The organism is Streptomyces sp. LZ34 (genome assembly GCF_053890475.1).
This window is the reverse complement of the sequence record NZ_CM132680.1, coordinates 1731806-1745369: the sequence shown is the minus strand read 5'-3', so window position 1 is coordinate 1745369 and position 13564 is coordinate 1731806. Positions and strand designations below refer to the sequence as shown.

7 protein-coding genes are annotated in these 13564 nt (G+C 69.4%); all 7 read right to left on the bottom strand.

The annotated features are described in order from the left end of the window. Positions 1–67: 67 nt before the first annotated feature. Complete coding sequence (locus ACWY4P_RS06310) at positions 68–1498, bottom strand: MFS transporter (RefSeq protein WP_456209137.1); 1431 nt, start codon at positions 1496–1498, stop codon at positions 68–70. Positions 1499–1696: 198 nt separating this feature from the next. Then, positions 1697–2677: a 2,3-diaminopropionate biosynthesis protein SbnA gene (gene sbnA, locus ACWY4P_RS06305; RefSeq protein WP_456209136.1), complete on the bottom strand. Its 981-nt coding sequence runs from the start codon at positions 2675–2677 to the stop codon at positions 1697–1699. Between the two features lie 37 nt (positions 2678–2714). Then, the gene (gene sbnB, locus ACWY4P_RS06300) at positions 2715–3794 is read right to left on the bottom strand and encodes a 2,3-diaminopropionate biosynthesis protein SbnB (RefSeq protein ID WP_456209135.1); all 1080 of its coding nucleotides are present in this window, start codon (positions 3792–3794) and stop codon (positions 2715–2717) included. Further along, positions 3791–4822: a TauD/TfdA family dioxygenase gene (locus ACWY4P_RS06295; protein WP_456209134.1), complete on the bottom strand. Its 1032-nt coding sequence runs from the start codon at positions 4820–4822 to the stop codon at positions 3791–3793. The genes sbnB and ACWY4P_RS06295 overlap by 4 nt, the downstream gene beginning before the upstream one ends. 44 nt (positions 4823–4866) lie before the next feature. Continuing rightward, entirely contained in the window at positions 4867–8175 is a 3309-nt protein-coding gene (locus ACWY4P_RS06290; protein ID WP_456209133.1) for a non-ribosomal peptide synthetase, read from the bottom strand. Between the two features lie 15 nt (positions 8176–8190). Continuing rightward, on the bottom strand, positions 8191–10722 hold the full coding sequence (locus ACWY4P_RS06285; RefSeq protein WP_456209132.1) for a Pls/PosA family non-ribosomal peptide synthetase: 2532 nt from the start codon (positions 10720–10722) through the stop codon (positions 8191–8193). Positions 10723–10872: 150 nt separating this feature from the next. Then, on the bottom strand, positions 10873–13470 hold the full coding sequence (locus ACWY4P_RS06280; protein WP_456209131.1) for a polysaccharide lyase family 8 super-sandwich domain-containing protein: 2598 nt from the start codon (positions 13468–13470) through the stop codon (positions 10873–10875). Positions 13471–13564 lie beyond the last annotated feature (94 nt).

Here is a 13564-nt window from a genome sequence, read left to right as displayed (position 1 = left end):
CCGCAGCGGGAACGGCCCGCGCGCATCGGGAAGGGCCGGGAGGCTGCCCGGCCCCTCCCGCAGGCCGTCAGGCCGAGGCCGAACGGGGCGCCGTGCCCGGCTCGTTCGCGCCCTGCCGCGCCGCGGCCGGCTGTGGAGCCGACTCCGGCTCGATCCCGGACAGGTCGCGCTCCCGGGTCTCCTTGGCGGCGCCGACCGCCACCAGGGTCAGCAGCGCCGCCGCGATGACGTAGAGCGCGATCGGCGTGGAGCTGCCGTAGTCGGCCAGCAGCGCCGTGGCGATCAACGGGGCGGGCGCGCCGGCCGCGACCGACGAGAACTGGGCGCCGATCGAGGCGCCCGAGTAGCGCATCCGGGTCGCGAACATCTCGGAGAAGAAGGCCGCCTGCGGGGCGTACATCGCGCCGTGGAAGATCAGTCCGACCGTGACCGCGAGCACCAGCGCCCCGAAGCTCCCGGTGTCGATGAGGGCGAAGAAGGGGAAGGCCCACGCGCCCACGCCCGCGGCCCCCAGCAGATACACCGGGCGGCGGCCGATACGGTCCGACAGCGCGCCCCAGGCCGGGATCACCGCGAAGTGCACGGCGGAGGCGATCAGCACGGCGTTGAGCGCGGTCTGCTTGCCGAGGCCCACATGGTCGGAGGTCGCGTAGACCAGGACGAAGGCCGTGATGACGTAGTAGCTGATGTTCTCCGCCATCCGGGCGCCCATCGCGACCAGCACGTCCCGCCAGTGATGGCGCAGGACGGCCACCAGCGGCGACTTCTCGGCCAGTTCGCCCGCCCGGCCGGCCTCGGCCTTGCGGGCCTCGGCCCGCGCCAGGGCCGCCTTGAAGACCGGTGATTCATCGACAGAGAGACGAATCCACAAGCCGATCAGGACCAGCACGCCCGAGAGCAGGAACGGCACCCGCCAGCCCCAGGACTGGAACGCGTCGTCGGACAGCGTGGCGGTCAGCGCCGACAGCACGCCGGTGGCCAGCAGCTGTCCGGCCGGCGCGCCGGTCTGCGGCCATGACGCCCAGAAGCCGCGTCGCCGCGCGTCCCCGTGCTCGGACACCAGCAGCACCGCCCCGCCCCATTCGCCGCCGAGCGCGAACCCCTGGACCAGGCGCAGCGCGGTCAGCAGCACGGGCGCGGCGGAGCCCACCGTGGCGTGGGTCGGCAGCAGGCCGATCGCACAGGTCGCCCCGCCCATCAGCAGCAGGCTCAGGACCAGCAGCTTCTTGCGGCCGAGCCGGTCGCCGTAGTGTCCGAAGACCAGCGCGCCGACGGGCCGGGCGGCGAAGCCGACCGCGTAGGTCAGGAAGGACAGCAGCGTGCCGACCAGCGGATCGGAGTCGGGGAAGAAGAGCTTGTTGAAGACGAGCGCGGCGGCGGAGCCGTACAGGAAGAAGTCGTACCACTCGATGGTGGTGCCGATGAGGCTCGCGGCGACGATGCGGGGGAGCCGCGCGGGTGCCGCGGGCGTCGGGGGAGCGGATGCTGCGGAGGCCATGTGCACCACTTCCAGGAGTTCGATGGGACGCGTACGTGTCCGCACAAGGTAGGAACACGCAGGTCAGTGGCACATGTGGTGGGACACCATACTTCGGGGGCGGAGTGTGCGTGCGGCCTCCGCGTCTGGTTCCCGTGCGCTGGACGGGCCGTTCCGGGGTTTCAGCCGGTCGGCCCGCCGCCCGCGGCTGAGCCCGGCTCACCGGGAATCGGCGGTCACCTCCTCGGAGTCGAGGATGTGATCTCCGTACAGATCCTGCAGCCAGGCGCTCTGGTAGATGGTGTCGAGATAGCGCTCGCCGAGGTCCGGGGCGATGGCCACCGCGGTGAGGCCGGGTGTTTGACGTCGGCCCAACCACTCCATCGCGCCGCTGATCACCGTCCCGGTGGAGCCGCCGAACAGGAACCCGCGTCTGGCCAGACGGTGGCAGGCACGGATGGTGTCCGCCTCCTCGACCCGTATCACCTCGTCCACGTAGGACTCGTTGAGCAGCGGGGGGCGGATGCTCATACCCAGACCGGGAATCATCCTAGGGCCGGGCTTGCCACCGAAGGTCACCGATCCGGCGCTGTCAACGGCGACGATCCGCACCGGCCGGTGCCATTCCCGGAAGTAGCGTGCGCAGCCCATCAGGGTCCCGGTGGTGCCCGCGCCGATGAACAGCACGTCCAGGCGCGGGAACTGGCGGGCGATTTCCGGGCCCGTCCTACGGTAGTGCGCCCGCCAGTTGCCCGGGTTGGTGTACTGGCTGAGCCACACGTATCGGTCATCGGAGGCGCACAGCGCGCGTACGTAGTCGAGCCGGGCGCCCAGGAAGCCGCCGTTGGGGTCCAGGTCGGCGATGGTGTGCACTTTGCTGCCCAGCGCCTCCATCAGCAATCTGGCCGACAGGTTGCAACGGGAGTCCGTCACACAGAGAAACCGGTAGCCCTTGCTGGCGGCGATCATGCTGAGCGCTACGCCCAGGTTTCCGGACGAGGACTCGACCAGGATCGAATCCGGCGTCAGGACTCCGTGCCGCTCGGCGGTCTCCACCATCTCGACCGCGGCCTTCAATTTGATCGAGCCGGCGAAGTTGAAGCCCTCGCACTTCAGGTAGAGGGAGCGCCCGAAGATGGACCGGAGATCGACGTAGAGTCGGCTCTCGTTGAAGGCATGGGGTGCGGATATGACAGGCACGCTGGCCTCCTGATGCCAGAGCTGAGAGACAGGACTGTCAGCCGTACCGGCGCAGGTCGTGGAAGAAGTCGTCGATGAGGTGGAGGTGTCCGGCCCGGACCACTTCGTCGTAGACGTACTTGCCGACGGCGAGGTCGAGCACGCCGAGTCCGAAGGGCGAGAAGATCACTGGCCGGTCGGTCGGCGGGGTCAACCGCCCGGTCATGACGTCGTCGAGGGTGCCGTACAGGAAGTCGCGGTTGCCGGTGAGCTGCTCGGCCAAGTGGGGGGAGGTGTCGGCTTTCAGACAGTGCTCGATGTCGTCGACGATGTTGGCCGAGGCGAGCAGGATCTCGGGTGCGAGGTCGCGCAGGGACACATGCAGGACCAGGGGGTGGTGGGTGAACCAGCCCGGGTCGGTGATGTGAGGTTGGCCCGCGATGGTGGCGAAGACCACCAGGTCACTGGAGCGCACCAGGTCCTCGGCGCTGTCGTGGACGGTGACCTGCCCGGTGTGTCCCAGGGCGCCGGCCCGCCGCAGATAGCCGCGGAAGCCCGCGGCGCTCTCGGCGGACACGTCGTGCACGCCGATGGCGTCGAACGTCCAGCCGGTGCCGGCGAGGAAGGTGTGGATGTAGCGGGCGATCAGGCCCGTGCCGAAGAATCCGATACGGGTGGGGCGGAGCCTGGCGCGGCTGAGCCAGTCGGCTGCCAGCGCGGCGGACGCCGCGGTTCTGCCGGCGCTGATGATCGAGCTCTCCAGGCAGGCGAAGGGGTAGCCGGTGTCGGGGTCGTTGAGGATGAGGACCGCGGAGGCCCGGGGCAGGCCGGCTGCCACATTGGCCGGGAAACTGGAGATCCATTTCATCCCGTCCACGTGTACCGGCCCGCCGACGGAGGCCGGCAGCGCGATGATCCGGGCTGTGGGGCGGTCGGGGAAGCGCAGGAAGTACGACGGGGGGTTGACCGAGTCCCCGGCGCCGTGCAGGCGGTAGGTGGCCTCGACCAGCTCCACGACCTGTTTCTCGCGCCCGTCGAGTGCCTGCTGTACCTGACCACCGGAGATCACCGCGAAGGTCGGCGCCGGGACCGGGTGGGAGGTGGCGGGCCGCGGGGCGGGGGACAGCAGCGGGTTCATGACCGAGCCACCTCCACGGTCGGGCAGTGGTCGGCCAGGCGCTGGGGCTCGGCCATGGCGACCAGCACCTGGCGCTCTCCGGTGAAGGCCTCTCTGCTGTGCGCGGTGCGAATGTTGTCGACCAGCATCAGGTCGCCGGCCTGCCAGGGCTCGCGTGCGGTGTGGGCCTCGTAGGTGGAGTTGAGCAACTGGACGACGTCCTCGCCGAGCGGGGTGCCGTCAGCGAAGCGGGTGTTGAACGGCAGCCCGTCCTCCCCGTAGACGTCCACCAGGTACTCGCGTACCTCCGGGGCCAGTGTCCACTCGTTCAGGAAGGCGATCTGGTTGAACCAGCAGCGTCGGCCGGTGAGCGGGTGCCGTACCACGGCGGCGCGGCGCTGCCGGGTGTGCAGAGAGCCGTCGGGTTGCCAGGCGAAGTCGATGGCGTGGGCGCGGCAGTAGCGCTCGATGGCGGCGGGCTCCTCGGTGCCGAACGACTCCGCCACGGACGCCCCGATCTCGTCGTTGTAGCTGCGGGTGAGCAGCCAGCCTTCTCGCTCGAACCGCTCGGTCAGCGCGGCGGGCAGCGCCTGAAGCACACGCTCCGCGTCGGCCACCGCGGTTGCCCCGCCCTCGCTGGGCGCTCTCAGACAGGCGAACAGCATCAGGCCGGGGCATTCCAGTCTGTAGCTCAGTTCATGGTGCATACACATCGGCTGGTTGGCCGGCCAGGTGGTGGTGGAGTACAGCCCAGGGCCGTGGACCTGCCGGGGAGCGAAAGCCTCCCGCTCCGCCATCAGCTCACCTGCCAGTCGCGAGAAGACGGCACCGACCTGATCCACTTCGCGCAGCCCCAGGCCGCGGACGAGAAGCACACCGTGCTCGGCGACCCGTGCGCGCAGCGCCTCGCGGTGCTCGGCCGCCCAGGCCGGCGCGTCCTGAGGGGACTCGACATGCAGAATCGGAGGTCTGCCCGGTCGTAGGGGGCGCCTCTCAGCGGTGGCCGGGGGATCCACCGCGGACCGGTGTTCCAGGGATGTGGACGACATCTGGGTTCCTTTCGATCGCCACTCAGAAGGCTCGAGGAGGAGCCTCACGAGGGGGCCAGCGATTCCGCCGGGGTCGGCGATTCGACGGCACTCAGGACGGCCTGTGCCGTTTCGATCGGACGGGTACGCGGGAAGTAGTGGCCGCCGTCGGCGAGCTCGTGCAGGTCCACCCGCTCGGCCAGGAGCCGCCAGTCGCGGTACCGGTCGCGATACCCCGCCGTGGTCGGGTCGTCGGCGGCGATGACGACGGTGACCGGTGCGGAGAGCTTCGTTGTTGGCGGGGTTCCCAGGGCGTCGCTGAAATAGTGATGTGCGGCCATGCAGTCGTGCCGGTAGGCGGCGCCGATACGCTCGGTGTGTCGCTCGTTCAGCTCGGCGAGTTCGGGGTAGCCGCCGTGCGCGCTGAGCTTCGCGGCGATCTCGGCGTCGGTCTGCCCCGTCAACTCAGTGATGGCGGTGTCCCGGGCGGTGGCCGTGCCGAGCAACTGTGCGCCCAGGAACACGCGCGGGACGTCCACCCCGCACTCCCGCAGTTTCCTCGCGGTCTCCACGGCAACCGCGGCGCCTGAGGAGTGGCCCCACAGCATGACCCTGCTCAGGCCATGCCCGGTGATCTCGGCGATGACCTGCTCCGCCACCCGCGTTATCGGCGCGAACGGCTCGCCCTGGGCGGTCAGGTCGTGACCGGGCAGGTCGACGGCGTAGACCGCGGGCCCCCGGCCCGTCAGAGCGTCGGCCATCGGGCGGAAGTTCACCGCGTTGCCGCCCGCGTAAGGGAAGCACACCAGGGCGCACTCCGGGGCACCGTCCGATTCCGACCGTGGCTGGTTCGACAGGAGCTGGAGCAGCCCTGGGCGCCGCCGGGACGTGCCGTCGAGGAGTGCGGCGAGGTCGGCGAGCACCGGGTGGCGAGTGATGTCCTTGAGGGACACCGCGCGGTCCAGGGCGATGGTGAGTTTCACGGCAGACAGCGAGGTGCCGCCGGAGTCGAAGAAATGGTCCTGTAGGCCGATCTGGTGCCGGGGAATGCCCAGCAACTCGCCCCAGGCCGCCGCCAGCTTCCGCTCGGTCGGGGTGCGCGGAGCGTGGTGGTGGTCTCCGGCGACGTCGCCTTTCCTGCCCGATGTGGTCTGTTCGGCGGGCGGGACCTGTTCGGCCAGCGCGGTCAGGGCCTTCCGGTCGATCTTGCCGTTGGCGGTCAGGGGCAGGTCGTGCTGCCAGTGAAAGGCGGAGGGGACCATGTAGGCGGGCAGCACAGTGCTCAGCGCCTCGCGCAGTACGTCCGCCTCCTGGCGCCGGCCGCTGTGGAAAGCGATCAGGTGCGTGCTGTGGCCGGGCCGCTCGGCGACGACCACCGCGGCGTTTCGTACCCCGGGTACCCGCAGCAGAGTGTTCTCGATCTCACCGATCTCGATACGGAAACCACGGATCTTGACCTGGTTGTCCCGGCGGCCGAGGAACTCCAGCTTGCCGCCGGGATGCCAGCGCCCCCAGTCACCGCCCAGATAGAGCCGCTCACCCGGCCGGTACGGATCATCCCGATAGGCCTCACGGGTCCGCTCGGGGTCATTGACATACCCCCGCCCCACGCACACCCCGGAGAACGCGATCAGCCCTGGGGCGCCCAGCGGCACCAGCGACAGACGATCGTCGACGACGTAGACGCGCACGTTGTTGACCGCACGGCCCAACAGCACCCGCTCCGGCACCCCGTCCATCACCTCGTGGTTGGTGTCGTCCGAGGTCTCGGTCAGCCCATAGGCGTTGACCACCTTGATCCCCGGCTGGATGGCGAACCAGCGCTGGACCAGCTCCCGCTGCAACGCCTCACCGGTCACCGAGACACACCTCAGGTCGGGCATATCGCGGGGGTACTGCTCCAGGTACGACACCACCACCTCCAGATAGGAGGGCACGACCTGCACCACGGCGGCCCGGCCACGGACAAGCGTGTCGACGAACGACTCCGCGTCCACCACCACCTCCTGGCTGACCAGCAGCGTCCGTCCGCCCACCAGAAGCGCGGCCAGCAACTGCCACAGCGAGATGTCGAAACACTGCGGGGCCGTCTGCGCCACCACCCGACCCTGACCGATCCCCAGGTCATCGATCTTGGCGTAAAGGTGGTTGAGCATGCCCGCGTGCTCACACATCGCGCCCTTCGGTTCGCCGGTGGAGCCGGAGGTGAAGTAGATGTAGGCCAGCTGTTCGGCCGCGACCTTCACCCCGAGGTCAGCGTCGGCGTGCTGTTCCGCATACGCCGCCTCGACCAGCACCCTCTTCACTCCCGGCAGCGTGGCCAGGGCCTGATCGAGGGTGTGCGTGCTGCCGGACTCGGTGAGCACCAGTCGGCACTCCGCACGCGACAACGTCGCCGCGATACGGCCGGCGGGAAAGTGGGGCTCGATCGGCAGATACACGCCCCCGGCCTTGAACACCGCCAACACCGCGGCCAGCCAGTCAAGGCCGCGCTCGGTGACCACCCCCACCACCCCTTCCCGGCCCAGCCCCCGCGCCAGCAGCGCCCGCGCCAGCCGGTTCGCGCGCGCGTTCAGCTCCCCGTACGTCCACCGGCGGTCGCCGTGCACTGCCGCCACCGCCTCCGGATGCGCCCGCGCCCGCTGTTCGAACAGTTCGTGTGCGCGCCCCGGTGGCAGCATCCGGCGCGGCCCGGCCAGCCCTTCGAGCTGATGGCGCGCCTCCTCGGTCGAGAGCAGGCTCTGCCGCGCGTGCTCGGCGTCCACATCCGCCGCCACCAGGCCCAGCGCGGCCAGGTGGTAGCCGCCGATCCGGGCCGCGCACTCGCCATCGATCACCTCGGCGCGATACCGCAGCCGCGCCACCAGCCGTCCGCCCCGATCACACCAGCCCACCCCCAGCACCACGCCGTCGGCCAGCGGGCGCTCAGCGCCCGCCGGGTCGAACACGACCTCGTAACCCGCCACCTCCGGCTCTCGCCGCGGCTCACCGGCCGGAAGCTCCCGGTGCGCCGGCGACTCGGCCGCGACGCGATGAGCGCTCAGCACCAGCGCGCGCCACGACTCGGGTGCGACGGTCAGCCGGCACGGCAGCGGACGGTCCGTCGCGTCGGCGGCATAACCCGTCACCACCTCCTGCTCCCCCGACAGCGTGGACAGCACCTTGGCGTGCGCGGCCAACAGCACCGCGCTCATGGGCACCCCCAACTCCTCCGCCAGCCCGCGCACCTCCGCAACCACGTCGCCCGGCACCGCCGCTTCGTACTCGGCCACACCCGGCACCGGCTCCCGGGTCCATCGCGGGACGACGGGGAATCCACCAGCGGCCGGGACACCGCTCCCACACTCCTGATCCGCTTCCACGTGTGCTCCCATCGAATGGCCCATACCTCAACTCGCCGTATCGGCCATCTCCGTGGCCGGGTTTCCTCCCCACCGTGCGTTCGGGGGGACTTCCTCGCCTTTCATGAGGAAGGAATCGGGTGCCAGCACGACGCCGTCGCCCATCGTCACGCCGTAGTGCACATGTGTGCCGATCCCGAGGGTGCAGTCGGCACCGAGCGTGGTCCGGTCGGACTTGAAGGTGCCGTCCTCCTGCGAGTGGCACTGGATTTTGCTCCCGGCGTTGAGTGTGCAGTCGTCCCCGACGGCGGTGAGCGTCCGCTCGGTCACATAGCAGCCGTCGTCGAAGACCCTGCTGCCGATGCGAACCCCCAACAGCCGCCAGATCACATTCTTGAAGGGGGTTCCGTTGAACACATTGAGGTACTCGTCCGGCACCTTCCAGAGCCGCTCGTGCCACCAGAAGTACGGGTCGTAGATGGAGCACAGCCGGGGGCGCAGCGCGCGGAATGATGCGACGCAGCGCTCCACCAGGACGAAGTAGAGGGCGGTGAATCCGAGCGCGAGAGCCAGGTACGCGGCGATCACCACATGCCCGAGCACACCGTACAGTCCGATCGAGGCGAGACCGAGCACCGTGAGTACAAAGGTGTGCAGCCACCGTACGAGCAGGAAGAAAACCATGGAGCGGACGTTGTAGCGGTTCTTCGCGGCGAGGCTGCGGCGCAGTTCGCCCCCAGTCCTGAGGTGGTCGAATCTGGAGTCGCGCTCCACAGACCGAGGAATCTCGAAACAGGGCGATCCGAGCAATCCCACCCCTTCGCGGATTTCACCGTCGAGGGGTACCATCACCTTCGTCGCGAGCAGGCAGTTGTCACCCGTCCTGGCCCCGGCCGGATAGGCGATGTTGTTACCGAGGAAGTTATTCGCTCCGAGTGACGCCCGGGACACTCGGAAAGACGTGCTCGAGAATTCCGCATTGATAATGGAAAGGCCGTCGGCCACCATCGTTCCGCTTCCCACGGAGGCCAGATACGGGGTCTCGTGCCGCACCTCCGTGCCGAAGTTGGATCCCGTCTGCTCGACCCGGGACAAGTCGTATCCGAGGCCGCGGAGATAATGGACGATGTAGGAGCTGTCCCCGAAGAGCCACGTGAAGAACTTCAGGTTCGTCATGCCGGAAATCGCCCGGTGCGCCGCGTAGTGGAAGCCGTAGAGCGGGTAGACCTTGTCGGGCTTGATGGCCAGATTCAGCAGGCGTGGAACGGTGCACACCACGGCGAGGCCCACGACGACGAAGCCGAAGAACAGCACGACGGACACGAGCAGCGCGTCGATGAGGAAATTCGACGAGGCGATTCCGGCCGTGCCCGCGCCCGGTCGCCTGTCAAGCGCCGGAATCGCCTGAAACAGCATGTACATACCGCCGACGGTCAGCGGCAGGTACAGGAGGAACAGCTGGAACAGGGTGGCGAGGCCGAAGCGGAACCGGCGTGGGGTGCCGCACCCGGCCGGCCCGAGCCTGACGTAGTCGATCTCCGTCGGCTGCGCCGGTGACCCGTGACGGCGCTCGCCGTTCGGGACCACCTGGCCGCGGTACAGGGCGGATGTGTGGCCGAGCTGTGCTCCGTCGCCCATCGAGGTGTCGATGTCGAGCACGGTCTTCTCGCCGATGAACACGTCCCGTCCGAGCGTGACCCGGCCGGTCTGGATGCGCCCGGCATGCGCCCGGTAACCGAGGAAGAACGAGTCCTTGCGGATCACCGTGCCGGCTCCGATGGTGAGCAGGTCGGTGCAGACGGGGATGGAGTGGGAGAGGATGGTGACTCCCTTGCCGATCCGCGCGCCCAGCGCCCGCAGGTACAGCACATACAGCGGATTGCCGATGAAGAAGTGCATCGGATTGGCGTGGAGCAGCGCTTTGACGATCCAAAAGCGCACATAGGCCAGGCTCCACACCGGGAACTCGTGGGGTTTCCAGCGGCCGATGAGGATCCATTTGGCCATGATCGGGAGTGTGCACAGGGCGACGAAGCCGATGCCGCCGAACAGGACCGACCGCAGATAGATGTCGACCAGGCCCGGGCCGGCGGCGACCCATTCATAGCCTCGGGCGGCGACGAGCCCGGTGACGAAGGAATATCCCAGGAAAACCAGAAACTGGAGTGTTCCGCACAGGACGTAATCCAGCGTGCGTGCCGGTTTGTTCCGCGTCGACGACACCACCTGCGCCGGTGGCGGTGTCAGGGGCGGTGAATCGACAGCGGTGGCGGTGGCGGTGGCGTCCGCGACAGCCGCCGCCAGGCTTTGGATCGTGGGGTGTCGATAGATGTCCTTCATCGACACGGACGGCAGGTCCGGTCTCTTTCTGACCCGCGCGCAGAATTGGGCCATGACCAAGGAGTTCGCGCCGAGGTCGGTGAAGAAGTGGCTGGCGGCCGAAACGTGTTCGGCGGATACGACCTCGGCCAGTATTTCGGCGAGTTTCCTCTCGATGTCCGTCCCCGCCGGGTCGGCGCGTCCGTCGATCGCGGGTTCGTCGGGCTCCGATATCAAGACTTCGGCGGAATTCTCAGCCATTCGAGCTCCTGGAGGAAATTTCCGTGACCACGGGTCACTGGTTGCCGCTCGGACTCGATCGCGATGACTCGAGAGTAATGTTCGGCGGCCCGGTGTTCCTCGATTTCCTCCACCGACCGGGTGAGGAGCCCTTTTCCTCCGGCCTGTTGGCTATGCTCCCGCCGACCGGCGTCCGCGCAGCGTGGCCGTGAGGCTCCGTCCATAGGCGTGGCGGGTGGTGACGCGGATTCGGGTGCCGCCGGGGACGCGGTCGACCCGCACGCCCTCGTCCGCCGAGCCGGCCCGCAGGGCGCGGCCCCGGATGACGACCGAGACGGTGTCGCGCTCGGTCGTCGGGTCGGACACGGCGACCGACACGGTTCCGTCGCGCCCCTCACGGACGATCACCGACGCCGGGCCGTCGATCGACAGGTGTCCGGCGTGGTGGTTGCCGGGGGCGAAGACATTGACGGCGACCAGGCCGAGGGCCTTGTGCCGCACCGCCTGGACGCGCGCGGTGTTGGCCAGGACGGACACCGGCCCGCCGGCGTACGCCATCAGCTGCCGCTCGGACGCGTTCGGGACGAGGGCGTAGGCCATCGAGGCGGGCGGCGCGCCGGCCGGCTGCTCGACGGACACGGAGAAGACCTGCTTGGTCACCATGGTGTCGGGGTTGGACACGCGGACGGCGCGTCGACTGCGGGTGACCGTCTCGAGCGCCACGGTGGGCCGCCGCCCGTCCAGGAACACATAGCCGACCGCGGTGCCCTGGTCCGCGTCGGCGTAGCGCAGCCAGGCCAGCGGGGCGCTGCCGGTGCCGGACCACGGGGTGCCGTCCCGCAGCTGCCCGGTGAGAGCGACGGTGTCCGACGGCTGGGCGACGCGGCTGACCCGGCTGACCCGGCTGTCGAGGGTCGTTGTCACCGCGCGTCCCGCCGGGTCGCCCACCCCCGCGGCGAGGACGACGATCTCGTCGTCGAGCATGAACCACGACTTGGTGGCGCGGGCGTTGCGGTAGGCGACGAAGTCGTCGGGCAGGGTGCCGTCCTGCTGGGCGGCGTACGCGACGTCGTCGGCCTGTACGAGCCCGGCCGCGCCGTACGCGCCGAGGCAGGCGCCGCCGGAGAGTCCGCCCGCGCCGCGGGGGAAGTAGACGTAGGTGTTCTGCGACTCGGAGGAGGAGGTGAAGCCGCGCTCCGGGTTGTCGTACCACAGGCCGCCGTAGAGCTCGGGGATCGTACGGCGGGTCTCCACGGGGGCGGTGACGCCGGCCAGGCGGTAGGGCGAGACGGTGGTGAAGTAGTCGACGCCGAAGGCCTGGGTCTGGTCCTGGCCGGAGAGATAGAGGTAGTGGGCGCCCTCGCCCTGGAACCACGGCATGAGGTTCTCGCCGTTCATGTACTCGTACTTGCTGATCCTCGGTGAGCTCCGGGCGAGGGCGAAGGCATAGCCGGGGCGCCGGTGGACGGTTTTGTCCATCGCGTTGAACGCGACGTGCCGCTCGGCCGGGTTGAGGTCCTTCGCCGGGATCCCCGTGTCGGCGAGGATGTCGGCGTAGCGGGCCACGCTGACGGGGGAGAGGAAGCGCGCCGGGTCGAGGGCGGCCCGGGAGGTCTGCCGGACGAACTTGACATAGCTCTTGAGGGCGGTGGCGTCGGTCCCGTCCGCGTAGCCGGAGAGGTCGACGACGGCCTCGACGACCTCCGCGACATCGGTGTATCCCGTGGTGGTCCGGGACACCCCGCGGCCCTTGACGATCTCCATCATCCAGCCCTCGAAGACCAGCGGGGCGAAGCCGCGCACCACCCAGTCCCGCACGGTGCCGACGAGGTCCTCGCCCTGGACGTAGCCGGTGCCTTCGAGAATCTTGACGGCCTGGACCATGCGGGTGAGCAGGCCCTTGCCGTAGGAGCCGGTGTAGGCGACGGAGGCGTGCTGGATGAAGGAACCGTCGGCGTAGAAGCCGTCGGTGACGTTGTGCCTGAGGTGGTAGGGGTCGATGGTGGCGAGGACGGTCAGCTGGTCGGCGACGGCCTTGGTGATACGGGCGTCGTCGCCGAGCACGGCGCCTTGGAGGATCCGGTTGGCGGTGATGTCGGCGAGGTTGGCGCCGGTGTGGAAGCGGGAGTCGAGGTCGACGTCGCCGGCCTTGCCGTTGCGGAGGTAGGCGTCCATCGAGGCGACGCAGGTGGCGGTCAGGCCGGGGCGGTACGCGGCGAGCTCGTCCTGTAGGAGGACGAGGGTCCGGGTCAGATGGGAGGAGATGCCGATCTCCCAGTTGAACCAGTTGCCGTAGTAGCCCTTCGCCTGGTCGCCGTAGTAGTCGTCGTGGAGCCGGACCAGGCCGTCGATGACCCGCCGCTGGACGGCCGTGTCACCGCCGGGGCCGGGGGCCGTGCCGCCGCGGGTGCGGGTGGCGAGGGCGATCTCGTACAGATACTGGAAGGACGCCGTCAGGTTGGTGTCACTGGTCCCCAGCGGGAGGCCGCGGAACAGCTCGCCCGGCCCGGCGCCGTCCAGGGCGGCCAGCCGGGTGCCGGCGGCCTGGGCGATGGAGGCGAGCTTGGCGGCGACCTCCGGCCGGGCGTTGGAGTCGGCGGTGCCGGCGAGGACGGCGACGGTGTTGTCGATCAGCGTGGCGTGGTCCGCGGCGGCGTCGGCGGGTGTCGCGTCCCGGGGCGCCTGGGACCAGGCTCGCTGCGGCAACACCACTGCCGACAGCGTCGCCGCCGGGACGATCGACAACAGGGCACGACGTGAGATCCGCACGGGACGCTCCAGGGGTTGGCCGGAAAGCGCTCGGCGCATTCAACCAACAGTGACCTCCCCTGTCACCAGTCCGGGCGATGATTGCATGTTCATG

What these genes read in the sequence shown, in the direction of transcription:
- ACWY4P_RS06310 (WP_456209137.1), bottom strand. Translation starts at nt 1,498, where the DNA reads ATGGCCTCCGCAGCATCCGCTCCCCCGACGCCCGCGGCACCCGCGCGG.
- sbnB (WP_456209135.1), bottom strand. Translation starts at nt 3,794, where the DNA reads ATGAACCCGCTGCTGTCCCCCGCCCCGCGGCCCGCCACCTCCCACCCG.
- ACWY4P_RS06295 (WP_456209134.1), bottom strand. Translation starts at nt 4,822, where the DNA reads ATGTCGTCCACATCCCTGGAACACCGGTCCGCGGTGGATCCCCCGGCC.
- ACWY4P_RS06290 (WP_456209133.1), bottom strand. Translation starts at nt 8,175, where the DNA reads ATGGGAGCACACGTGGAAGCGGATCAGGAGTGTGGGAGCGGTGTCCCG.
- ACWY4P_RS06285 (WP_456209132.1), bottom strand. Translation starts at nt 10,722, where the DNA reads ATGGCTGAGAATTCCGCCGAAGTCTTGATATCGGAGCCCGACGAACCC.